Source organism: Lentibacillus sp., assembly GCF_035301675.1.
In the GTDB taxonomy this organism is placed as follows: Bacteria; Bacillota; Bacilli; order Bacillales; family Amphibacillaceae; genus Lentibacillus.
Map to the genome: position 1 here is coordinate 1 of NZ_DATGTT010000076.1, position 24,293 is coordinate 24,293.

General features: G+C 41.2%; 17 protein-coding genes, 1 tRNA gene, 1 pseudogene and 1 riboswitch. Of the genes and pseudogenes, 4 read left to right on the forward strand and 15 right to left on the reverse strand.

Annotated elements, in window-relative coordinates; all coding sequences use genetic code 11:
- Positions 1-608 precede the first annotated feature (608 nt).
- A riboswitch (SAM riboswitch) is annotated at positions 609-715 on the reverse strand.
- Between the two features lie 177 nt (positions 716-892).
- Positions 893-2,575, reverse strand: coding sequence for a peptide ABC transporter substrate-binding protein (locus VK097_RS12865; RefSeq protein WP_324212212.1), 1,683 nt, complete (start codon positions 2,573-2,575; stop codon positions 893-895).
- A 121-nt stretch (positions 2,576-2,696) separates the two neighbouring features.
- Positions 2,697-4,373 carry a peptide ABC transporter substrate-binding protein gene (locus VK097_RS12870; RefSeq protein ID WP_324212213.1) on the reverse strand — a complete coding sequence of 559 codons (1,677 nt, stop codon included), beginning with the start codon at positions 4,371-4,373 and terminating at the stop codon, positions 2,697-2,699.
- 213 nt (positions 4,374-4,586) lie between these two features.
- Here VK097_RS12870 and VK097_RS12875 point away from each other — a divergent pair, with 213 nt between their 5' ends.
- Positions 4,587-5,849: a Gfo/Idh/MocA family protein gene (locus VK097_RS12875; protein ID WP_324212214.1), complete on the forward strand. Its 1,263-nt coding sequence runs from the start codon at positions 4,587-4,589 to the stop codon at positions 5,847-5,849.
- A 48-nt stretch (positions 5,850-5,897) separates the two neighbouring features.
- Entirely contained in the window at positions 5,898-6,863 is a 966-nt protein-coding gene (locus VK097_RS12880; RefSeq protein ID WP_324212215.1) for a LacI family DNA-binding transcriptional regulator, read from the forward strand.
- A 214-nt stretch (positions 6,864-7,077) separates the two neighbouring features.
- Here the strand turns inward: VK097_RS12880 and VK097_RS12885 are convergent, their stop codons facing one another.
- Both VK097_RS12885 and nagZ read right to left on the reverse strand, forming a co-directional pair.
- The gene (locus VK097_RS12885) at positions 7,078-8,484 is read right to left on the reverse strand and encodes an MDR family MFS transporter (protein ID WP_324212216.1); all 1,407 of its coding nucleotides are present in this window, start codon (positions 8,482-8,484) and stop codon (positions 7,078-7,080) included.
- A gap of 168 nt (positions 8,485-8,652) precedes the next feature.
- Positions 8,653-9,897, reverse strand: coding sequence for a beta-N-acetylhexosaminidase (gene nagZ, locus VK097_RS12890; RefSeq protein WP_324212217.1), 1,245 nt, complete (start codon positions 9,895-9,897; stop codon positions 8,653-8,655).
- Positions 9,898-10,188: 291 nt separating this feature from the next.
- On the opposite strand from nagZ, the gene VK097_RS12895 reads away from it, so the two are divergent.
- Positions 10,189-10,347, forward strand: coding sequence for a hypothetical protein (locus VK097_RS12895; protein ID WP_324212218.1), 159 nt, complete (start codon positions 10,189-10,191; stop codon positions 10,345-10,347).
- 58 nt (positions 10,348-10,405) lie between these two features.
- Here VK097_RS12895 and VK097_RS12900 read toward each other — a convergent pair whose 3' ends face one another.
- Complete coding sequence (locus tag VK097_RS12900) at positions 10,406-11,536, reverse strand: FAD-dependent monooxygenase (protein WP_324212219.1); 1,131 nt, start codon at positions 11,534-11,536, stop codon at positions 10,406-10,408.
- A 297-nt stretch (positions 11,537-11,833) separates the two neighbouring features.
- Positions 11,834-14,611 (reverse strand): AAA domain-containing protein, encoded by a 2,778-nt coding sequence (locus VK097_RS12905; protein ID WP_324212220.1) that lies wholly within the window; start codon positions 14,609-14,611, stop codon positions 11,834-11,836.
- Positions 14,612-14,897: 286 nt separating this feature from the next.
- Between VK097_RS12905 and VK097_RS12910 the strand changes: the two genes are divergently transcribed.
- A tRNA-Pro gene (locus tag VK097_RS12910) sits at positions 14,898-14,971 on the forward strand.
- A gap of 266 nt (positions 14,972-15,237) precedes the next feature.
- Here VK097_RS12910 and VK097_RS12915 read toward each other — a convergent pair.
- The 9 genes and pseudogenes from VK097_RS12915 to VK097_RS12955 form a co-directional block, all read right to left on the reverse strand.
- Positions 15,238-15,645, reverse strand: a complete 408-nt coding sequence (locus VK097_RS12915) for a hypothetical protein (RefSeq protein WP_324212221.1) — start codon at positions 15,643-15,645, stop codon at positions 15,238-15,240.
- A gap of 63 nt (positions 15,646-15,708) precedes the next feature.
- Positions 15,709-16,044 carry a hypothetical protein gene (locus VK097_RS12920; protein ID WP_324212222.1) on the reverse strand — a complete coding sequence of 112 codons (336 nt, stop codon included), beginning with the start codon at positions 16,042-16,044 and terminating at the stop codon, positions 15,709-15,711.
- Position 16,045: 1 nt separating this feature from the next.
- Positions 16,046-17,899 carry a DUF6792 domain-containing protein gene (locus VK097_RS12925; protein ID WP_324212223.1) on the reverse strand — a complete coding sequence of 618 codons (1,854 nt, stop codon included), beginning with the start codon at positions 17,897-17,899 and terminating at the stop codon, positions 16,046-16,048.
- A gap of 5 nt (positions 17,900-17,904) precedes the next feature.
- The gene (locus VK097_RS12930; protein WP_324212224.1) at positions 17,905-18,498 is read right to left on the reverse strand and encodes a YvcA-related protein; all 594 of its coding nucleotides are present in this window, start codon (positions 18,496-18,498) and stop codon (positions 17,905-17,907) included.
- 198 nt (positions 18,499-18,696) lie between these two features.
- On the reverse strand, positions 18,697-19,290 hold the full coding sequence (locus VK097_RS12935; protein WP_324212225.1) for a YvcA-related protein: 594 nt from the start codon (positions 19,288-19,290) through the stop codon (positions 18,697-18,699).
- A gap of 184 nt (positions 19,291-19,474) precedes the next feature.
- Positions 19,475-20,083: pseudogene (locus VK097_RS12940) on the reverse strand (protein-L-isoaspartate(D-aspartate) O-methyltransferase); the annotation flags it as partial.
- Between the two features lie 182 nt (positions 20,084-20,265).
- Positions 20,266-20,805, reverse strand: coding sequence for a GbsR/MarR family transcriptional regulator (locus tag VK097_RS12945; protein WP_324212226.1), 540 nt, complete (start codon positions 20,803-20,805; stop codon positions 20,266-20,268).
- A 239-nt stretch (positions 20,806-21,044) separates the two neighbouring features.
- Positions 21,045-22,784: a serine hydrolase domain-containing protein gene (locus tag VK097_RS12950; RefSeq protein WP_324212227.1), complete on the reverse strand. Its 1,740-nt coding sequence runs from the start codon at positions 22,782-22,784 to the stop codon at positions 21,045-21,047.
- Positions 22,785-22,961: 177 nt separating this feature from the next.
- Positions 22,962-23,855 carry a glycine betaine ABC transporter substrate-binding protein gene (locus VK097_RS12955; RefSeq protein WP_324212228.1) on the reverse strand — a complete coding sequence of 298 codons (894 nt, stop codon included), beginning with the start codon at positions 23,853-23,855 and terminating at the stop codon, positions 22,962-22,964.
- Between the last annotated feature and the right edge of the window lie 438 nt (positions 23,856-24,293).

The window sequence follows — 24,293 nt, forward strand, 5'->3', positions numbered from 1 at the left end:
CCGATGGCATAATCATCGATGGATTCTGCGATTTTAAGGCTTTTTATATTCGCCCACACTAGAAAAATAACGTAAAAACAAAATACGACTATGTACCAAATCATAGAACATCACCTGACCTTCTTTTTATTTATATTTGAACAGACGACCAGTCGCACCCCAGCGTTTAACGCCGGACTTCTCGACCTTATAGCATAAGAACGTGTTCAACACCACGCTAAACAACATGATCGCCACCCAGATCGTTATCGCAATCAACATCTGTCATTCCCCCTTCCGTAAACTTTGTTGAGTCGATTCATTTCCACTGATTGAAATCCCGCGCGATTTCATGTGGACTTCGCGCGAAATCTGCCGGTCCTCGCGCGAAATTTGGCTGCTGTCGCGCGAAATTCCATGGGAGCCGCGCGAAATCTGCCGGTCTCCGCGCGATATCAGCAATCGTCGCGCGAATTGCTCAACCACCTCAAGCCTCAACTCCCGATCCTCATCGCAAAATCATTAAAGTTATCCATAACCGCGGGATTTTATAGTTCCCAAACAATTAAAAATCCCTCCTCTCTAAGAAGAGAGAAGGGATTAGATATGTACCGATCCAGCTCACTCTCTTCTTATCTTTGGAATATCTTCATTCCTCTGAATTTGGCACCGGGCATCAACAAGCTGGTTGCCGAGGTTTCACAGGGTCAGGTCCCTCCACCTCTCTCGATAAGAAGAAAAATAATGATGAAAATATTTAATTGTTTAAAACCATAACATGTTTTATGAATTTGTCAAGGGACATTGAAACGGGAATCTGATCCCCGTTCAGCGCATGCCGGCAAATTTCGAAAAGTGACAGTAGTCCGTGCCCCTTTTACCGGAAAAACCTGAACCGGAGATTCCATCCACTTTAATCCGCTTTCACCACTTCAGCCCATTTATATTCATATTTCGGTCCGACTGCATTTGTAATAGCACCCTTTATTTTAGGTGAAACCAATTTTGCTGTAGCTTTTTGGTAAACGGGTGCAAGAGCTGCATCGTCCAATAAAACTTTTTCTGCTTTTAATAAAGCTTCGTAACGTTTTGCAGCTTTTGTTGCTAATTCATTTTGGGTTTTTGCCAGCAACCGATCATACTGTTCATCAGAATATCCCATCTTATTTGTATTTTCACCTGTTTTCCACATGCCGAGGAACGTATAAGGATCCTGATAGTCCGGCGCCCATCCAGTAAATTGCAAATCATAATCCATACTCTTATCTAAACTGGTTAATTGCTCAAGCGGAACACGTTTAATTTTAATAGTTAGACCGGGCAAATTTTTTTCAAGTTGATTAGCCAAATACTCGCTTACATTCTTTGAATCCCCACTGTCACCGGATAGGTACTCCAATTCAACTGACTCTTCACCAATTTCGTTCAATCCTTTTTCCCAGTATTCTTTAGCCTTTTCCGCATTGTATGTTACCAAATCACCATTTATTTTACGAAAATCTTTTCCGTTTTCCGGATGATAGGAAAATTCTTTAGGTACTAATCCGTTTGAAGCAATAGAACCGTCATTGAAGATATTATTGACTAAGGATTCTTTATCGAAGGCCCGACTAATCGCTTTGCGTATATTCTTATTCGCAAGCGCTTCTGATCCTTCCTGGTTCATTTTTAAATAATAGACACTCGACTCAGGAACTGTGACAAATTCTTCCCGGGAACGATATTTATCAACGAGGTCCGAGGACAATTTTGCCCGGTCAATATCTCCTTTTTCATACAAGTCGACCACCATTTGTGAATCACTTGCTACATTATAGTTAAATTCCTCTATCGTCACCTCATCTGCATCCCAGTATTTTTCGTTCTTTACTAATTTCCATGAGTTTGACGTGCTCTCCCACTCGGTCAGTTTATATGGTCCATTAGCCAAGAGATTTTCAGAGCTGGTTCCGTAATCATCACCGGCTTTTTCCACAAAATCTTTATTAAGCGGATAATTGAATATACCGAACATGGCCAGCGAATCAAAATAAGCTACCGGTTGCTCAAGTGTTGCAATCAGTGTATGATCACCATCTGCTTTAACGCCTAATTCATCCACATCTTTTTCACCGTTGCTGATTGCTTCAGCATTTTTGACGACTCCATTCATTAAGTATGGTCCATATTCTGAACCGATTTCTGGATCGATTGCGCGACGCCACGCATAGACAAAATCATGAGCAGTAACCGGATCGCCATTTTCCCACTTGGCATCTTCACGTAAATGGAACGTCCATTTCAAGCCATCTTCGCTAACACTGCTTTTCGTTGCGATTCCAGGTTTCTTTTCTCCATCTTTACCTCGCCTGAACAATCCCTCTGTTGTCATAGATATAAACTGCAATGATACCTGGTCCGTTGCCTTTGTTAAATCCATGGTCGTAATTTGTTCATCCTTTACCAAATCTAAGGTTTGCTCAGGTTTTCCTGCCTCTTCATTACCGGCTTCATTTTCCGAATCCTTATCAGCTTTTTCATCTGAACAAGCAGCCAAAGTAATCAAAAGTACGAAACTAAGTACGAAAAGCCATACCGTTTTTGTGAACTTCTTCATGAAAATACCCTCCGCTCGATCAAAAATTCAGCAGTCACTTTACTATTAAAAATCTAAAATCCATTAATAAGTGCCGCACTGAAGGAAAAGGCTGGAGGACAGATCTCCTGCCTCCTTGTCCCTATTCAGCCACTTCAGCCCATTTATATTCATACGTTGGGCCGATTGGGTTTGCGATAACACCCTGGACTTTTTCAGATACGAGAAGAGAAACATATTCCTGGTATACCGGTGCAATTGCTGCATCTTCAAACAAGATTTTTTCAGCCTTAATGAAATTTCGATAGCGCTCAGCTTCCTTACCAGGGGTTGCGAGTTCATTTTGTGCCTCTGCTAAAAGTTCATCATATTTTTCATTTGAATAACCCATTTTATTGTAGGCACCGCCTGTTTCAAATAGACCTAAGAATGAATAGGGATCCAGGTAATCCGGCCCCCAGCCTGAAAGCGTAATGTCATAATCCATGTTTGCATCTAATTCCAGTTTCTGTTCACCCGGCACTTGTTTCAATGTCAGATCCAATCCGTCCAGATTGGATTCGAGCTGATTTACGAGAAATTCTTGCATGATTTTTGACGTTTCAGTATCACCGCCAAGGAATTCAAGTTCAATGGAATCTTTGCCCAATTCCTCCAGGCCCTTCTCCCAGTATTCCTGTGCTTTTTCAACATCATATTTAACCAGATCGCCGTTAACGTCTCTAAATTCTTCTCCTTCCACATCCATTCCTTCAGGGAGTGGTGCAAAATCTTGAGGCACTAACGCATTCGCTGCAATCGATCCGTCGTTTAAAATCTCATTTGCTAAAGCGTCTTTGTCGAATGCCCGGCTGATGGCTGCACGAATATTCTTATTTGCAAGTGCCTCATTTCGGGTTTGGTTCATCTTTAAGTAGTACAGTACTGGTTTCGACCTTGTACTATAATCTTCATGAGTCGAATACTGATCAACTAAATCAGACGTCAATTCTGCCCTGTCCACCTTACCACTTTCATATAAGTCAACAGCCGTTTGTGTATCTTTAACCACCCGATAAGTTAATTTGTCCAATTCAACTTCCCCAGCATCCCAATAGCTATCGTTTTTAGCCAGATTCCAGGAATCGCTTGTGCTTTCCCAGTTCTCCAAAACGAAAGGCCCGTTGTACAGAAGGTTGTCAGAACTCCGCGCGTAATCATCACCTTGCTCTTCAACGAACTCTTTGTTCAAAGGCAGGAATGTGCCAAATGTCATTAACGATTCAAAATAAGGAACCGGTTTAGCCAGTTCAACAATCAATGTATGGTCATCTTTTGCAGTAATGCCTAATTCTTCAACATCTTTTTCACCATTGCTAATCGCTTCAGCGTTTTTAATAACGCCCTCCATCATGTATGGGCCGTATTCAGAGCCTGTTGCAGGATCAATGGCCCGCTGCCATGCATAAACAAAGTCCTCCGCTGTCACTGGATCACCATTTGACCATTCAGCGTCTTCTCTCAAGTCAAACGTCCATTGCATACCATCGTCACTTACCTCATGATCGGTCGCAATTGCCTCAATCGGTTTAGCGTTCTCATCCAAACGGTATAACCCTTCCATCGTTGCTCCGAGAAACTGAAACGAGATTTCATCTGTCGCCAATGAGGAGTCCATTGACGGGATTTGACTTTTTCGAATCAGATTCAAAACCTGATCAGCTTCTTCCCCACTGGACTCTTGATTACCTTCCTCCTCATCCCCCGTGCATGCTGATATGAACAAAATCACCCCAAACCCAATCATCATCAATACAAACGTTCTAAAAAATCTCCCCATATGTTCCTCCCCTTTATAAATAATTTACTAAATGTTTACTAATATCGGTATTGTACAATAAAGCAAAACCGTTTTCAATATTAATTAGATTTTAACAATTGTACAAATTAATGGTATATAGTATGATTACTAGTACTATAAATACCTTTTTCGCCTCTTTTTTTAATTATAATAAGTAAACAGTTTACTAAATGAACAAAGGAGCATCTGATGATGGAACCAACGACTGCGATTTTAATCGGGGCCGGTGATCGGGGAGCAAGGGCTTATGCACCCTATGCACTGGAGCGCCCCAATGAGCTGAAAATCAAGGCTGTGGCAGATCCCAACGAAGAAAGAAGAGACAAAGTCAGGCTGGAACATGAGCTTCCCCGGAAAAATTGTTTTTCCTCATGGGAAGAAATATTTTCAACGGGAAAAATTGCGGACATCGCTATTATTACCACAATGGACCGGCAGCATTTTGAACCAACGATGAGGGCATTAGAGCTCGGTTATCACGTCCTTCTGGAAAAACCAATGTCTCCTGATCCAATCGAATGTATTGAGATGGAACATGCTGCGCAGAAATATAATCGACAACTAACCATCTGTCATGTTTTACGCTATACGGAATTTTGGTCAACGATAAAACGTGTCGTATCGGAAGGTCAAATCGGAAAAATTGCCTCCATTCAGCTTAATGAAAACGTGGAAATTATGCACATGGCCCATAGTTTTGTCAGGGGGAATTGGAATAATAAAGAAAAGTCGAGTCCCATGATTCTGCAAAAGTCATGTCATGATATGGATATTATCAGGTATATCATTGATGAAAAATGTGAACGGATCAGCTCTTATGGTTCATTGATGCATTTTAGAGAAGAAAATAAGCCTAAAAATGCACCTGAAAGATGTCTGGACGGCTGCCCCGCTGAATTTGACTGTCCGTTTCATGCAGGAAGATATTATCTTGGTGAAGGGAAAAACTGGGCGAAAAAATTTACAGAAGACAACTCAAGAGAGGGCATCATTAAAGCATTACAGGAAACGCCTTATGGAAAATGTGTATATCAATCGGACAATAATGTGGTTGACCACCAGGTCGTCAATATGGAGTTCGCTGGCGGGGCAACAGCAACATTCAGCATGTGCGGTTTTACCAGAGAGCAAACGCGCATCGTCCAAATCATGGGTACAAAAGGAGAAATCCGTGGTAACATGGAAGAAAACAGCATTTCCATTTATGATTTTCTTACCAAGCACGAAACGGTTATTAAGTTCGATAACCCGTCAAGCGGGCATGGCGGTGGTGACACTGGCATCGTCCGGACATTTTTGCGTGATATAGAGCATTATGAAGACAACACTAGCCTGTCTTCCGCCGAAACGTCATTACGAAGTCACTTAATGGCTTTTGCGGCCGAAGAATCCAGGATTAATCAAGGGAAATCAATTGAATTAGATCATTTTTATAACAGTTTAACGAAGGTATAGCAGTCATATTCGAACGTTCAGTTTTGACTGCCGAAAAAGGTGATTGCATTGGCGACTATTAAAGATATCGCAAAAAAAGCAGGTGTATCAGCGGCCACCGTTTCGCGCGTACTTAATTATGATGCCACATTGTCCGTAGCTGATGAGACGAAGAAACGGATTTTTGAGACAGCTGAAGAATTGTCTTATCAAAAACGGCCAGTTAAAAAACATGCCGGGCAAAAAATTGCCATCGTGCACTGGTATACGGAAAAAGAAGAGCTGAATGACCTCTATTATTTATCGATCAGACTTGGAGCCGAACAGCGTTGTAAACAAATTGGAATACATCCGGAAGTATATTTTTTCGATAACTTAGAAACCATTAACCCAGCTGAAATTGAAGGGATTATTGCGGTCGGAAAATTTAATTCCAAACAGGTACAACAATTAACCGGAATTTCTCCAGCCATCGTTTTTGTAGACCAGTCACCTGATGAAGATTTGTATGATTCAGTCGTTATCAATTTTGAGAAAGCTGCGCGAAAAATTATTGATTATCTTATTTCAGCAAATCACCGGCAAATTGGTTTTATTGGAGGCAAAGAAGACTTAAGAGAAAAAACCTTTGCAGAATATATGAAAGAAAAGGCATTCTATAATGAGCAATTTGTTTACATAGGTTCATTTTCGGTAGACGAAGGCTATCGATTAATGAAACAGGCAATTGAAGAATTAGGCACCGATTTACCAACAGCTTTCTTAATTAGCAGTGATGTGATGGCGATCGGAAGCATGCGAGCGCTTCATGAAGAAGGTATAGCTATACCGGATCGGGTCAGTATCATCGGTATTAATGATATTTCGGTCTCCAAGCATCTTTATCCGCCTCTAAGTACCGTAAGAGTTTTTACCGAAAACATGGGTGAGACTGCAGTGGATACATTGCTCGAACGAATGGAAGGCAGGGAGATTGCTAAAAAAATAGTCATCTCAACCGAATTGATCATACGTGAAAGTGCCAAAATGCTGTGATTTTTAAATTTCGACCCATAACACTTTTTCACTCCATTCGGTGAAATTTTTTCACATTTGGACTTGTGCAAAGAGAAGGTCCCGAATCTCCCGCCCATGTGATGATGCTATCAAAACGGTTCAGAAACTCTTGTTTTGAAATATACACTTAAGTTTTCCAGACAGCTCCACCAATTTTCCAGGGAAGCTAACCTGTTTCGCCCTACTATATTGGTCATCTATCTCCAGCAGGCTGCCTCTTCTTTTCTAAAAATAAGGAGAGGAACAATCCCGTCACGGCAAACAAAAAAGCGACCAGAAAGGCAGTTTTCACTCCGGACAAATAATTAGCGGGATTCATAGTCTCAGTCCCCGCCGCAGCTCTGGTGATAAAGGAGATGATAAACGTTAAGCCAAGCGATCCCCCAAATTGGCGGGCCGTATTGATAACCGCCGTCCCGTGCGGAATCAATTCATCAGGCAACGCATTGATGCCGGCAGTCATGATTGGCATATTAATCAAGCCCACACCAGCCATAGCCACCATGAATAAAACCATCGTAATGACGAAAGGTGTATCGAGTTCAAGAATAAAGTGAAAGCCGAGTGTGCTTAAACTGAGCAAAACAAAGCCAATAAGCGCAATGATTTTACCACCGTATTTATCAAACAAATTTCCAGCGAACAAGGACATGACAGCGAGCGTCAAAGCCCCGGGCATCACAATCAGCCCACCAAAAAAGGCTGAATGCTGCTGGGCGTTCTGCACATACATCGGCAGAATCGTCTCGGTCGATATGAGCAAGCTGAACGCTAGGATGGAAACAAACGCAACAAGGGCAAAGACGGGCACTTTAAGCACGCGGAGTTCCAAAATGGGTGTCGAAAGCCGCAGCTGCCGAACCGCAAATAAAACCAGCGCAACGGCACCTGCTATCAGACCGGCAAGCGTTACCGGATCACTTATTCCGTTCTCCTCTACTTGATTAAAAGCATAAAGCATACCGCCAAAACCAACGGATGACAATAAAATGGACAAAGGATCAATGTTCGTTTTTTGCTGTTCTGTAACATTGCGCATATACAAGAAAACCAAAAGCAGAATACATGCTGCGATCGGAAGGGTTAACAAGAATAAAGCACGCCAGTCGAAATAGTTGACCAAAGCACCGGATATCGGCGGGCCAACCGCGGGCGCAACGTTAATGACAAGCCCGGCCAGCCCCATCGCAAACCCTCTTTTTTCCCTGGGATACATCAGGAACAAAATCGTCTGCATGAGCGGGATCATAATACCTGAGCCCATCCCCTGAAAAACGCGGCCTACAAGCAGGATGGGGAAAGAAGGTGCCACTAAACAAATCAATGTACCGATTAAAAACAACAACATAGCACTCATCATCAGATTCCGGGTTTTAAATGTATCAATAAAATAAGCCGTTATCGGGATCAAAACGGCGATTGTTAACATATAACCGGTTGTCAGCCATTGCACATCAGTCGAGTTGATCGCAAACTCGTGCATGATTTTTGGAAAAGCCGTAATGAGCAGAAATTGCGTCAGAACAGATAAAAAAGAGGCCGATAATGTAATCGCCACAATTAAACGTCTATGAAAACGTGATAGATTCGATGCATTCATCCCGTCTGCCTCCTTTATATCTAAACCCTAGCATCTATCCCTACACCATATCACATGTCACAGGATGATTCAGCAAGCGAACAATTAAATAGACACTTTTCAAAAATGAAACCAACACTGAAATTGCATTCGACAAAATTCGAGCGGTTTCGGGCGGTGACAGGCACCTTACCAAGATACCTTTTGCAATATGTCCTCCACTTTATCGTTGATTGATTGAACATTGGGTACTGACGTCTTTTCGTTCGACAGATTGTATTTTGCCTTCAACCGCGTAATCCGTTCCACACTTTCGTTAATCCGTTCCTCGCTTATTTCTCCATTCTCAACAGCCGCTTTCAATTTATTAAAAACAGCGGCAACCAAATCCGGATCATGGGCAACAAGCAATAAATCGCCGCCCGCCTTTACGGTCTGAACCGCTGCATCAGCGACATTATAATGATTCGTAATCGCCTCCATCGTTAAGTCATCGGTGATCACCACACCATCAAAACCGAGATCTTCGCGTAAAATCCCCGTTATCACTTTTTTCGACATAGATGCAGGGTGTTTTGTGTCGATTTGCGGCAGCAGGATATGAGCAATCATGCTAACATCTGCACCTTTCGAAATGGCTTTTTTAAACGGTACGAGCTCCATTTCGGACAACTTTTTGCGGCTTTTATCAACTTTTGGGAGTTCCAAGTGGGAATCCACACCAGTATCTCCGTGTCCTGGAAAATGTTTTATCACCGAAATAATCCCTTCGCTTTGAATTCCTTTCATCGTCTGAATGCCCATTCTCGAGACGACCTCCGGATTGCTGCCAAATGATCGATCGCCGATAACAGGATTATCCGGATTACTATTAATATCAAGAACAGGTGCGAAATCCAAATTAAAACCGAGTGCTTGCATCTGTTCACCGAGGATGGTGCCTGCCTTGAATGCTGTATCCGGATCGTTCAGTTTTCCAATCGAACGGCTGGTTGGGAGACTTTTCACCGCATCAGGCATCCTTGTCACACTGCCTCCTTCTTCATCAACACCCAGCAATAACGGAAAAGGATTATCTGCATTCACAGCTTTCATATCATTTAAAAAGCTGACAGTTTGCTTTTTACTTTCAATATTATCGCCAAATAAAATAATCCCGCCAACATGATACGTATCGATGATTTCCTTTGTCTCAGCAGTCATTTCCGTTCCATTGACCCCGCTAAAAATCATTTGGCCAATTTTTTCATCTAGGGTCATACCGTTCACACCCAACTCCGGCACCTGTTTATTTTCAGCAGCCGGCGAAGCTTTCCTGGGTTGCTTGGCCGCTTGTTTATCAGTCATATCACTATCCGGGGTCCTGAAAATCAGGAAAACCATCCCAAAAGTGATGACAGCAATGATAACAATAACAGCGATGCGCTTAATCATAGTAAATCCTCCGAACGAAGTTTTATCCTCTCTATATTATAATCCTTTATTAAGCAACAAGACACCATTTTATTTTTACCAATTCAGTTGTCCATAAAAAACGATTCAACTAGAAACGTCATTCTGAATTGAACCGTTTTTTATATGACCCCCATTGAGAAAATTGTCTATAACAATTAACGGAACTCAAACTGCAGGCTTTTCCCCCGAATTGTACTGAATGCGCTCCCTCGAGTGGTGGCTGCTTTCAATTGATTTGATGGTGCTTATACACGAATCAGCAGGCAATTTTTGGGTGTATCGCGCGATATTCTGAGTGTGCCGCGCGATTTCGTGTGGGTGTCGCGCGATATTCTGGCCGTGTCGCGCGAAATCATGCAGGCGTCGCGCGAATTTTTCATCACGGAACTGTATGGGATCCGGAAGCAGTCATCTGGGCACACGAATTGAAGGAAAAACAAGCGAAGTCAGCGAGGTTTTTCGCCCCGCTCCCTCAACTGCCTCAAACCTACTTAAACAAAAACGTCAGCCGCCAAAAAAGCAATGATTTTGGAACGAGCGGGAAAACGGTATTTCGAAACCCGATCAATAACGGGTTCTGCCATTGAGCTGCCCAGCCGATTTGTCTGGAAAGCTTAATGACTTTGTTTGTTTTGCGAACACGCTTAGTCTCATAACGTGCCAAAGCAGCTTCCATGGAAGGTTCCTGATCGATGGCACGCATTAATTCATAAGCATCTTCAATCGCCTGGCCGGCTCCCTGGCCCATATTCGGTGTTGCCGCATGAGCCGCGTCGCCAAGTAAAATAATGCGATCATAAACAAAGGAATCCAGCGGTTTAATATCATATAAGTCATGATGTAAAAAGTAAGCATCCTTTGATTCGCTGATTAATCGTTCCACCTCAGGCGAAAAATGCGCAAATAACCGGGCAGCCCCGTTTTTATCCAGCTTTGCATAATACGCATCGTTTTCAGCCGCATTGACACACGCAAACCAGTACACATCCCCGCCATAAAGTGGAGCCCAGCCGAACCGGCCGTATTTGGACCAAGCTTCCGATGAAATATGCAGCGGAACATCCCCCTTATTTTCGGTAATCCCCCGCCAGCAGGTATACCCCGCATAACGCGGTTCACTGCCCGGCACGAGCGTTTGTCGAAAAATTGAATGAATGCCGTCAGCTGCGATTACGTAATCAAAATGACGCGTGACATTATCCTGAAAAGTCAGCGTGACATGATTGGCATGTTGCACAAAGTCAGTCACCTGTGAATCAAAGTGAAAATGAGCAGGATCGACCGCATGAAATAACGCTTCATGCAGATCCGCCCGGTGAATCGTAAGTGTTTCCTCACCGAATTTTTGCTTTAATCGAGAAAAATCAATCCTGTTCATGACGTCTAATTCGCCGTTCAAAAACCGCTGTTCATGAAGCGGCATGCCCGATTTTATCACCCCATCAGCTATCCCGATTCGATCCAAGGCAAGCATCGCATTACTTCCTATGCCAATGCCGGCACCAAGCGGTTTAAACGACTGCGCCTGCTCGAATACATGCGCTTTAATACCAATTTTATGCAGTCCTGCAGCCACAGCAAGTCCACCAATGCCGCCACCAATGATTGCAATCGTCATCCAGTCCACCTCCATCACGTTACTTCCATTATACGACTGCACATTTGTTTATAAAATGGAACGTCCATAGGTGATTAAGCAGGCCCCTGAAAGCCAATCATGCGGTTGCTCAAACGTTTGATCAATCGTCTTACAACAGACCACTGCAGCTTCACTAGGATAAAATTAAGACACGGACATATCTTCGGTCAGCAATGAATCGATCGGGACCAGCGCGCAGTATGTTCACTAAAGCTTATGCAAAATCCGCTATTGCGGAAGAAATGGTCAACGAATTAAGGTCATAAGAATGATTTATCAAATCTGACGTGACTTTAATTCCTCTAATGCAACGTCGAAATATTTCATTGTCCCCCACGTGTTTTCATTCCCAATTACGACAAAGTATTCTTTTGCTCGGCTTGCAGCTACGTTCAATAAGTTTGGTGTCGCGGAAGCCCAGCGCATTGGACCTTTCGCAGTATCGTCCACTCCTAAAACCATTATAACGAGTGGCGCTTCCTTTCCTTGAAAAGTATGTACAGTGCCTACTTTTATGTTTGAATCTGATAATTCAGCATTCTTTTTTTCCAGCCCTTGCCGGATGCTCACAAACGGTGTAATGAGGTAACATTCTCCTTGAGGGTTTTCTTCCCTATATTCCTTAGCTATTTTAAATGCTTCCTCTGCTTGTGCCTTTACAAAATGATCGCCTTTGCGGCTTGTTTCACCTGGCACATGCAGCCAATGGCTTGTATAAAGTTTATCGTTTACAAGTTCAACAGGGTTTGTCCCGTAAAGCATTTTTCCCTGGTACGTCGTCCGGTTGCTAATCGTAAACATTGGGTCTGCACAGCGACGATGAACTCGAAGCGGACAGCCTAGCCATGTGCCGCTCCCTTGATTAACTGGCATTTTCCCACCATATTGATTGTTTAAATCGGAAAATTCCTGCACACTTGCCTCTGGTCGTGTGAGTCTATGAAAGTAGTTTTCGTTCTCATCAATACCTATACTTTGTGACGCTATAAATTTTAATTGATCTGGACTTAACGTAACCACTGGCGGAATCTGCAATGGGTCACCAACTACAACGGCACGTTTGGATCGCCATATGGCCCCAACCGCAGACTGTGGCGTTGCTTGTCCCGCTTCATCAATAAAGAGCCAACCGACATCTTCTTGTTCCAGATCTTCAAGAAATCTGCATACAGAAGCAAACGTGGAAGAAATAACAGGACTTAGTAGGAAAATCGTATCAAACATTGCTTGTATAAATGATTGGTGCTTTTCTCTATCCATATTCTTTGTCAGCTGATTTCGCTTGCCGGTGAAATATTCCTCAGCTAAATACACATTTTTCTTGATTTCTTCAAAATGATCATAAATAAACATCTCATATTGTTTCATAGCAAGCCCAAACAATTTGCTTCGATCGCAATGTACTAGATCTCCTTCGTCAATATTTACATATTGCACCTCAGATTTTTGCCATTGCTCATTTTCCAGGTCATCCAAGCCTTCTGTCGATGCTGCAGACTGAATGTTTCGCTTAATAAGTTCTTCTGATTGATGAATGTTGTTTTCGCTTCTTTTAATATCTGGAATCCCTTTGTTTAAAATATCTTTCATGCTTCTAAAAAAGGATTCTATATTCGCTTTTTTACCTAATGCTGAGGAGATGTTTCCCCATTGAGACCCACTCTTCCCAAAAAAAGTATAGTCATTGTTTAACAGATCTTCATCCTCAGGCAACTCCGTACTAATGTTTTCCACCGCAGCATTATTATTAGATACAACGAGTATGCGAAAATCTTTTAATTGAGAAGGAAATGCATAGTATGTATCCTTTGTTTCCGGACCGTACTGCACTTTGCTCAAGACACATCTTCCGCTTGTCAGGAACTTCGCTTTATCCACGAGCACATTCGCAAATACGTCTTTTAATAAAGTTGTTTTCCCGGTGCCTGGCGGGCCATTCACAGAAAAGAGAAAGCCTTTTTTCTCTGTTTGATATTTCTCATAGATTAAATTTAAAGCGACTTGTTGCATAAGACCAAGCGGATATTTTGACGGCCATCTGGCAGGGGGCATCTCTCTTAATATTCGTTTACACTCAGACACAGAACCATTATCAAAAAAGTCGACTTGCTGCCTTATATTCTTTTCAGAATCCCAGCTATCCACATCAAGATACGTTTTGAGAGCATTTCCAAAATGATCTTGACGTAATGCTGTATGCACAGTTTGTATATCGTTTATATAAAAGCTGTTAATCCCTACAAAATTATCATAAGTCATTATTTCATATTTATCAGATAAGGACTCTGCAGCGAACCGCAAGACCCCATCTTCTGCCATATGAGCATCTGCAATGTATGATTGCAGAATTCCATGGATGACTTGACTCAACTTCTGCCAATTTTTATAGCGAATATGAATGAATTTCAAATCCTTTAACAAGGCGCTTTTTTCTTCTCCATCTAATGTCAAATCATTGTCCATCCGTCCATACGATTCGTCTTCTGTCGTACCTTGGATGGCCTTCTCTAATTCGTCTTTCAGATCCGCCAGCGTTTTGCCGTCCTGCAGTAAGAACTTCACAATCGGACTAATGACAACAGGACTCTGCTGTGGTTCATCTTTACCTAATTTCAACATATGGTCCAGCTTCACATGAATCAAAAAGCTATCTGGCTCTTTTTTGAAGTCTTGGAAGAATGTTCGCTTATTTGCAAGTGAAGCAAAATAACGCATGACTTCCTCTTTTGCCACTGGCAAGTAAAACAATGACGCATTATTCTTCAATAAAAATTTCCCTTTGATTTGTTTTCCTTTAGACTCGAGAAACATCTCCATTTTCTTCAGTGGGTTTCCATTTTGAGTGATAAAATCGTTACGAAATAAGTCTGGCTCTTGGCGGAAAAAATGTTGCAAACTCTCCCTGGTTATCACTTGTTTACCGCCATCCATGAAATTATAATGCTCCAACTCCAAAAAATAGCGTAACAAATTGTCAGCTGCACTTTTTGTCTTGGCAGGACGCTTCTTTGTTTTTTTGCTGAATATTTTTTTGAAAAATTGAACGACCTTCATATCTGATTGAACTGCTCCTCTAGCTTAATTTGCATGATTGTTATTTTAGTGTAACATTTTCCTGGTGAGAAAATAAGAATGCATGTCCGTGTGACAAGAGGGAAATGATCATGTTTACAGGACTGCAGTATAGATGTAAGAAACGATAGCAGAAAACTTCGATACCATCATTCATTCAACGCATTTCGACAAAATTCGTTAAGTGACAGGCACCAATCAACAAGGAATGACTTCTGTGTTGTCTTTACATCGAATTTTTCCTATAATAGATACTGGTCTGATTTTACGGGATGTAGCTCAGCTTGGCAGAGCACTAGCATGGGGTGCTAGGGGTCGCAGGTTCGAATCCTGTCATCCCGATATGGATAAGTTTCTGAAACCCCGACAAGTTTGGGTTTCAGGTTTTTTGAAAGCTTGTTCTTGTCCCATTAACTTTCCGCTGTCTGCTGTCGACCGCTTTGGTACCTTTTTCGCTTGAGTATCCGTGTTGGAACAAGATACTCCCCCCGAATTCTCATCACAAGCCATGCCATAAACATCAATTCAAATCATAAGGCAATCAGAGCTTATTTGCTCACTTCTTGAATATTAGCCACTAATCGACCTTTTCATCATCACATTAGACTTCAATTAGCTTTATTGGAATACCTGATTAATATGTAAGCTGCAATGTACAGGAGAATCGGGGTAAAAAGGATCAGCAAAAACGGACTTAAAGAAAATAATAAGGAGTAATCATCGACATCAACAATTAATACGCCCTTCACAAACTGGTAACCAATCCAAATATTCACTAAAAACGGGACAATATAAAAGTGAAGCCAGGATTTATTTTTACGGAAAGTAATTCGGTAATATGCAATCCAGCTGACAATGACAACTGCAAGCATAAAAGTTATTTCAAAAATGTAAGATGCAGGTGTATTTAGTCCTTCATTCAGGCGCACTATCACATATATTGTCATATAGATCGCTATAATTGTATGAATTAAATTACCAAGAAATAGAACAACATACCCGATTTTGTCTTTCAATCTATCCCGCCTTTTATATTAAATTTTCTAGCATTCTCAAAAAGAGCAGCTCAGGAACGATTATTAAATATTATCCCGGTATCTTAGGGTCATCCGCTGTGTTTTTATCTCATCTGCCTGCTCGTTTAATTTCGTTACAGTTTTATTGATTTGCTGGTTGACTTCCTCTATTAAATCCGAATTTTGACGCTTTAATTTTTTCGTTTCTTCCAGCATCGAGTCAACAATTTCCCCCTTTTGGTCCTCGTTCACAATAATTGAGTCAACGCGCTTAAAAAAGTCTGTATCGCTTTCATCAATCTTCTCAGTAAGTCGTTTAAGCTGCCCTTTCTTACCGGAAAAGTCCTTACTATCCAGCAACTGTTCAGTAACCGTTATAGAATGATGATCTCCCCGCAATTTAAGAACCCTCCATCACTGCATCAAATATGGCTGCAATATTTTCTTCTTCGTCAAATAAATCCTCAATAGCCGATCTATAGTTATCAAGATAAGTATGACCTTTTTCCACACTTTTATCGAGCAGGCTGATTTTGTCATCCATATTGTTATGATTAAAGGGATAAAATTCTTCATGGACGTTAACGTTTGTGACTGATTTATCCAATCTGAAAAAAAACACATGTTTTCTGAGGATGGTAAGACACGTGCTGGGATTTGCTTCCATATCATCAATCTTATTCATGACTTTTTTTCGTTCCTCTTTGTAGCATTGTATGATTTCCTGGTCAATGGCAGTCTGCAGTCGTTTAATCTCTGTCGTTTTGTCGTCAAGTATACTTTTTCCCTCTTCATACATGCGCATAGCGGCTGAAATATTTACCTGAATTTTTTCTTTTCCTTTGGTTGCTGTAAGAACCATGTCTGTACCTAAGTAAGATTTATTCCCTTTACTCATCGATTCCAATACACCTGTGATATCATGGCCGCTGCCAATTGTTTGCAATAGAGCACGAAATTCCTTTGTGTCCAGTTTATCAAAACTCTTCTGGATATTTTCAACATGATTTTTAATATCTAGAGCTGCAGTCAGATTCCCACCGAGTCCTGCTCCAGATAAATTGGGCAAAAACTTAATGTCTTCCAATATTGAAATGGATTCCTGGATCCCGTCTAAATTCGATTGAATATTTGTAAATTCGGTAACAAGCAGCTCTTTTTGATTAGCGCTGATATATCCGGCATCGACAAACCGCTGGAAAATCACATCGGCATTTGTCGTGACCGATCTGATCTGTGATAGAAGTCGGGGCAGTTTATCATTTACGTCCCCGATCATCTTATTAATTTCAGACTGGTCTGTTATGTATGTCTCTGCCCCACTCCAAAACCCATCAATTTGATTGACCAGCCTCATGTCCACACCTAATATATCCTGTATTGCAGCATCCGTTCCACCACGATTGGAAGCAGTTGTATATTGGATGGCGAGCTCCTGAAAATCCTTTACGACATCATCCGGAATATCATCCATAATGGACCGAAGCCCTGGATAATCGGTATTCGTGTCTACCATTTTCACATCTCCAAGCGTAAAAAAACCGCGTACACCACTTACCGCATAAAGCGGGTCATCCTCGGAAATGATTTGGTGGATGTTTTCACCTTTATCCTTAAAGTAATCTTTGGCGAATGCTTTTAATTTATCTGGGTCGAGGTCATAGATTGCATGGGATTCTGAGATAGAGATAGAAAACTTTTTATCTACAGCTTTTTTAAACTTCTCATTATTATTATAAAGCTGATAATAATTTAATTGTGCACCATTTACACTATAGATATCATCGAACGAGTTATATAATAAATGAGCAGTTGTATTATTGTTATGGGCAAGCGAGTGGGATAATCCAATAACAGAAGTAGAGTCTCCTGATTCAAAAGTTCTTTTTGCTTCATTTACAAATTTCCAAGTAGCATTAGCCTGACTTATATCTTGTCCAGCGAGCATCGCCTTCATATTGTATTTCCAATCTTTCGAACCTTGAGTACCCTGGGATATAACATATACTTCATCTATATTGTTTTCTTTTGACTGGAAATGAATGGCTGTTCCGTCATAACCAGACGCATCACCTTCTAGACTATTGGCTTCCGAGGAAGAAAATACATCAATCTCAGCCGAAAGTTCTTTACCATACTCTTCGACATATATACGTTCAATTTCTTTTTTTAATTCTTCTTTTGACAAATCCTTATACTCTAAATCAATCAACCTCAATCGCATCTCTTGTGTATCTATAACCTCTTCGCTCATTGCACTCACTTCCCATCTTCATGAACAAACTGAATTGATTTCATCCACTTCATCACACGTTCCTCATCACTTTGTTTATTTTCCGCACATATTTGTTCCTTTTCATCCCTGCAATCTATATCATAAACTACTTCAATACCACCAGTACCTTTTTCGTTTTGCACATAACCTGCATAAGTTCGGAATACATCATCTTTATAATGCGCATAATAAAGCGTTTGGTTATCCTTTTCCAATTTATTGAAATTACCATCATAGCCTGTTCGCAGCTTTAAACCGTTTAGGTTTTCTGTTATCTGTTTTGACTTGTGATGAGAGTAGTAAATGATGTTGATCATGGATCCAGTCTCACTTTTTATATGAATCTGAATTTCCTCATGACCTTTCTCTTTTATGGAATATCCTCTTTCCCCAATCACACCTTCTGCCGGAAAATCCACCTTATATTTCCCGGTTCCTGATAAAAACGGATAATACCCATCTCTTGTTTCCTCTGTGGATTGTAAAAAATCGAGCGTAAATTCATCACTAAATGCCCTGACATCAGGCAAATCTTCCGGATTCATTTCCGATGGTTTTTTGTTTTGATCCTGATTCATTTGACAACCTCCCAGTGCAATAATGAAAAATATAAGGAGAATATGTATTAAATATTTCACTAATGGAGCCTCCCGATACGATGCACAGTTCATCGTTTGGTAAAATATTCTTGTTGCTTATTAGTATACAATACATAAGTGGATCAATGTTTAGTTGAATTCAATTCTTTGTAAAATAGGTATTTAGTCATACTTTTGTTACTTTTCACCCGCATTAACAAATTGGACTGATTCCAACCATTCCATCACACGTTCCTCATCATCCTGTTTGTTTTCTGAACAGGTTTTTTCTTTTTTATCCCTGCAATCTATATCATAAACTACTTCAATACCACCAGTACCTTTTTCATTTTGCACATTACCTGCATAACTACGAAACCCATTGCGTTCAAAACCCGTATAATAAAGGGATTGATTCTTTTTCTCTAGTTTCCTGAAGTCACCATCATATCCTATTAAAAGCTTAAAGTTCTCAAGATAAGAATTTATCTGATCAGCTTTATGATGAGAATAGTAAGTAATTTGCATACTGAAACCTGTATCATCTTTTATAGAAATCGGGACTTCCTCATGCCTCTTTTCCTTTATAGAATACATTCTTTCATCAATTTCACCTTCTGCCGGAAAGTCCACCTTATAATTCCCGGTTCCGGATAAAAACGGATAATATCCATCTCTTGTTTCCTCTGTGGATTGTAAAAAATCGAGCGTAAATTCATCACTAAATGCCCTGACATCAGGCAAATCTTCCGGATTCATTTCCGATGGTTTTTTGTTTTGATCCTGCCCCATTCCACAACCCCCTAATGTAACAATGGAAAGTATCAAGAGAAAGCTTATAAAATATTTCACTTATAAAGCCTCCTGTTACGATGCTCGCTTCATCGTTTGGTAAAATATTCTTATCACTCATTAGTATACAATACATAAGTGAAGCAATGTTCCTTTATTCACAAGAATATCCAGACATCTCCACCTATTCATACTTCCCCTTCAGTCTGACAAAGGCCACGCCTTCCAATACGGAAGATGTCACCTTTCCATTGTCGTCTTTTTCAACCATTCGTAATTCCTGGTGGCGATGATTCCCGACAGGTATGATCATTCTGCCGCCTGCATCCAGCTGTTCCAGCAATTCACCCGGAACACGGCTCACCGAAGCGGTCACCATGATCCGGTCATACGGCTGGTGTTCCGGCCACCCAAGGCTTCCGTCGCCATGCTTGAAATGAATATTCGTGAAGCCTTTCGCATCCAGCCGCTTTTTTGCTGTATCATATAATGGTTCCAGCCTTTCCACGGTATATACCTCCTGACAAAATGCTGCAAGCAAAGCTGTCTGGTATCCTGAACCTGTCCCGATTTCCAAAACACGCGAATCAGGCTGCAGACCCAGCTCAAGGGTCATGTTCAGTACCAGTGTCGGCTGGGATATGGTTTGGCCAAAGCCAATCGACACAGGACAATCAGCAGCTGAAGCATTCGTATTCGATTCCATAAAATAACGGCGATCCAGCTGGTTGAAGTAAGCGACAATTTCCTCTCTTCTATTACACATGGCAAGCACCTCCATTTTTTCACAAAAAGCTTTCTGTCGTTCAGATTAATTCAATTTTAAATTTTAGTATAACAAAAAAACTTGAACCACTGCGGATCCAAGTAACTAAAGTTTCGTTTCTCGGGCTGAAGTTTCCACTCTCGGGCTGAAGTTTCAATTCTCGGGCTGAAGTTTCCAGTCTCGGGCTGAAGTTTTACTAGGCACCCAAACTACCTCCGTTTTTTAGGTACATGCTCAAATATTTCGCCGCTTTCAAAAAACTCAGCTACACGGCGTATCCAATCATAATATTCCTTCCATTCATGAAGTTCTGCCAGCAAGTTATTAATCGCTTGTTCATCCTCTTCCGTCAAATCCGGCTGCTCTTTAAGCTCGTCCAGTTTCCTCTTCAAACGCTGTTCAAAGTGACGGCTCCGGTTAATGGCTTTTTGCCAAGTGGATGTAAAGAGTGAGATAAACGTCTGATAATAATCTTCTTCAACTTGGTACAGATCTTTCCGGAAACCTTTCTTAAAAACACGTTCAGTGATATTCATGTCAATCATTTCCCGGACAACCTGACTCATCCGTGTTTTGCTCATCCCTGTTTCAGCAGACAACTCATCCAGCGTCATCGGCTCCCGGTTCATATAAATGATTCCGAGAATAAGGCCGACACTTTTAGGAGCACCAAAGGCATCCATATTGTCTGTTATTTTCTCAATGAATTGCGTTCTGACATCATCAATTCGTTCAGTATTATTTACCATTCCGACCATCCTTTTTCAACCATCTTGACTGCAGCCTATCACACCATTTTCCAAAATCGAAACGGCCTGTCACTGTATATAATCAAATAATACGACGAAAACAGGCGCATATGACATATAATTCTTATAAATTGAAAAGTTGATAAAGTTTATGTTGTTTTTTGTTTATTCCGCTGGGCTGCAGCAAACGCATCCCAGAATCAAGTCAGCGATAAACAGAAACAGCTTACTCAACCGCACTAATTGTTGTTGCTTTTTTTGCCATTGTCTCCGCCAAAAGATACAAGTTGGTGGCCCACTCTCGCCTGAGACACCGTAGAATCAAAGTCATCCGAATCCGAAGCTGTTAAGGCGTTTGCCATTCGAAACCCGACTACATGGCCGGGCATGAGCGTAACAAGGTTACCGCCATACCCCTTCATATTCGGCAGATAGAGCTCGTATCCTTCCGGTGAACGATAAGGCTCAATGTGCCAATTCATGGCATAATATTTAGGCCCAAACTCATTCTTCTCTTCCTTGGAAAGGGCTAAAGCAGGAGGATCTTGTTTTGGCAAAATGCTGTCCACCAACTGACGATTTAGTATCTGATTGCCACTCCAGTTACCGTGCTTTTCATAGAGCAAAGCGATTTTAGCCAAGTCGTCCAGTGTGGCGTGATAACCGAAATCCATTCTCGGATGACCAGATGAGCCATCAGCCTCGATGCTTCGATTTACTGGCGCGTAATATATACCAATTGGTTCGTACACTTCTTTCATGAGCAACTGGTCCAAAGTGGCGTCCTCACCCTCCTTACTCCGGAGGTACTCTTCAAGAGCAACACCAAGAAGGAATGCATCTTGATCACGATAATTGTACTTCGTTCCGGGCTCCCATACCCGTGGATAGTCTAATGATTCGGTAACCTTTTCATTCTTCGATGCCGCTAAATACCATCGGTGGTAGTCACACAAATAGCACGTTGGATCATCAACGGTGGCACCGCGTCCTGAAGCCATATTGGCCATATCCAGGTAAGTGACATCATTCCAATCTTTTTGGGATTCCGGGATTTGTATATAGTCAGCAATCTTCTCATCAAGCAGACCACGCCCGTACTTCTCAGCCAAACGTAACATCGCGACGTTCATCATCGCTGTTTTGGTCACTGACCAAACGCCATAACGAATTTCATCGCCATATGGAAATGGTCCAGCAGCGAAATGGCAAGGCGATCGATAGAGCACCCCCTCGTAGAAGAGACCAGTCTGGAGAACGTTTTTTTCCTCCGCTGCGTTTGTTGCCCCATTAAACGCCGCTAAATTATTGTCCCCGACCTTTTTTTTTAATTCATTGAGAGGGGCGGTTGGAAAGCGGTTTTCGAGATGAAGACGATAAACATTTTTATGATGCTCCAGATTATCGATTCCACCAGGCTTATATGATGCCTTCGTAACTCCCCAGGCGTTGAAATAGCCCGATACATCGAAGGGACCTGTCTGTGCAACGATTTGAAATCGAACATGCGAAACGTTATCTTCTTTATAAAGGAACATGGCGATTCCAATATGCGTTTCTCCTTCTAAGCGATTGACGAGAGAAAATGGAAATGACGCACGATTCCAGCCGTTATCCTGGTCAAAGTTGCTCCAAACGCGCCCCGGTTGGACAATGATATCCCAGTAGCTTTTTGCTTTCTCCAATGTACCGTTTGGGATGACATCCTGAGTCACAGGTACCAGATATTTGTCATCTACAGTAAAAAATTCTAAAGACACGTCCGGGAAAAAGGTAATATCTTTGCCGTGTACTTTGTTTGTACTGGGCTCCGGATTCATTCCCATTTGTGTTCCCTCAAGCTTCAAAGTACCTTCAAACTCTATTGAAGGCTCTTGAGCATTATCGGGGGCTGCGAATAGATCATTCTTTGCTAAGCCACTGACTTCCGTTCCCTCGATGAGTTCTTCCCACATAATTGGATCGTTCGCTATTTTCATGATTTCATGGCCCTCTCTTGTCTGTCATAAAAGTTCTTTCTACAAGTTTTAATGCGAGGATTAAGTTGTCCCGTTTTAAAATGTGTTCAACTATGGAGTCACGAAACTGACAGTCAAGCAAAGCACTTGACCGTCTTGTCATGACCTAATGACACATATGGAAAGTTTGAATAAAACTTAATTTCCGTTTTTCATTTTTTCAATCTTATCTTGATTGTTATCAATCCACGCCTGCGCGACTTCATCGGGATCAGCACCACCGTCAATTTCAGCTATCATTTGTTCCATGTCTTTCATGGATATACTCCAGTTGCTTAAAAACTGGAATGCCTCTGGTGCTTTCTCTTCCAATCCTTTATTGGCAATAACATGAATAGAACTCGCATCAAACAACCCTTTCTCGGCTGTTACTTTTTCATTTGACAGTATTTTTAAATCGTATTTATCAAACATTGAATGAGGCCGCCATCCATAAAACAAAACAGGATTTTCCTCTTCCATTTCTGCTTCAGCAGCTGCCAGCATAGCTGCTTCCGAGGAATTGGTCATTTCAATATCCAGATTGTAAAAATCGATAACTTTTTCCATGTCCTGCATTGCCGGATCACCCGCGCCAATGGCAAACATTTCATTATTGACGATATCTTCATTGCCTTTTAAATCTTCAACATCGTTGATATCCTCCATATACTTAGGAACAACCATTCCGGAATTTGCATCATCATAACTGACGGCAATACTTTCGATTGAATCAGAGTACTCTTCAATATATTGTCTTTGTGCCGGAAACCACGAATCCATAAATATATCAATATCTCCATTTGACATACCCGTATAAACACTGCCAGCATCGGCGTTTGTTTCTTCTACTTTATAGCCCATGTTTTCTAAAATTTTGCCAGCTATTTTCGTTGGTGGAACGGTACTTGTCCAGTTTGTGACACCAAACGTTAATGTTGGCTTGTCCTCACTTCCTGTATCACCTGTACCATCTGAATCACCACTTGATGAGCAACCGTACAAGGCTATTGAAAATAAAATTGTTATTAGAATAAATAGTGTTTTCTTCATTTTAAATCTCCTAACATTTAATATCGTTTATTGTCAGCCCGATCATTTCAATAAATGAACTCTTAAATTGCGTATTGTCCAGGGAAATCGATATCTTTACATACACCTCAAACGTGCAAGGATGAATTTTCCCTCAACCAATAATAAGGATAATAGCTTTATAAATAATATCCCCATTCTTATTTCTTTCAGTCATGGAGAAAATTATCCCAAAGCCCTTTTCATAATCTCATTTCACTTTCCCCCTTGTTTATTACATACTCCCGTTACTTAATCGCATAATAACAATGTAAATCCACCCCATATGAAATCAGATAATCAATTAGTCAATGGGTATAAGAACGAATTTTAATAAGATCCTTTTAAAGAATAATTCAATCGATAATAGAAATCAAACCTTTATATAATGAATACAGCATAAAAAATTTGTAAAGTATA

Coding starts and splice junctions, on each gene's coding strand:
- VK097_RS12945 (WP_324212226.1), bottom strand. CDS start 20,805: ATGGTAAATAATACTGAACGAATTGATGATGTCAGAACGCAATTCATT.
- VK097_RS12905 (WP_324212220.1), bottom strand. CDS start 14,611: ATGAAGGTCGTTCAATTTTTCAAAAAAATATTCAGCAAAAAAACAAAG.
- VK097_RS12865 (WP_324212212.1), bottom strand. CDS start 2,575: ATGAAGAAGTTCACAAAAACGGTATGGCTTTTCGTACTTAGTTTCGTA.
- VK097_RS12925 (WP_324212223.1), bottom strand. CDS start 17,899: ATGAGCGAAGAGGTTATAGATACACAAGAGATGCGATTGAGGTTGATT.
- VK097_RS12870 (WP_324212213.1), bottom strand. CDS start 4,373: ATGGGGAGATTTTTTAGAACGTTTGTATTGATGATGATTGGGTTTGGG.
- VK097_RS12950 (WP_324212227.1), bottom strand. CDS start 22,784: ATGAAAATAGCGAACGATCCAATTATGTGGGAAGAACTCATCGAGGGA.
- VK097_RS12900 (WP_324212219.1), bottom strand. CDS start 11,536: ATGACGATTGCAATCATTGGTGGCGGCATTGGTGGACTTGCTGTGGCT.
- VK097_RS12875 (WP_324212214.1), top strand. CDS start 4,587: ATGGAACCAACGACTGCGATTTTAATCGGGGCCGGTGATCGGGGAGCA.
- nagZ (WP_324212217.1), bottom strand. CDS start 9,897: ATGATTAAGCGCATCGCTGTTATTGTTATCATTGCTGTCATCACTTTT.
- VK097_RS12935 (WP_324212225.1), bottom strand. CDS start 19,290: ATGGGGCAGGATCAAAACAAAAAACCATCGGAAATGAATCCGGAAGAT.
- VK097_RS12885 (WP_324212216.1), bottom strand. CDS start 8,484: ATGAATGCATCGAATCTATCACGTTTTCATAGACGTTTAATTGTGGCG.
- VK097_RS12930 (WP_324212224.1), bottom strand. CDS start 18,498: ATGAATCAGGATCAAAACAAAAAACCATCGGAAATGAATCCGGAAGAT.
- VK097_RS12955 (WP_324212228.1), bottom strand. CDS start 23,855: ATGAAGAAAACACTATTTATTCTAATAACAATTTTATTTTCAATAGCC.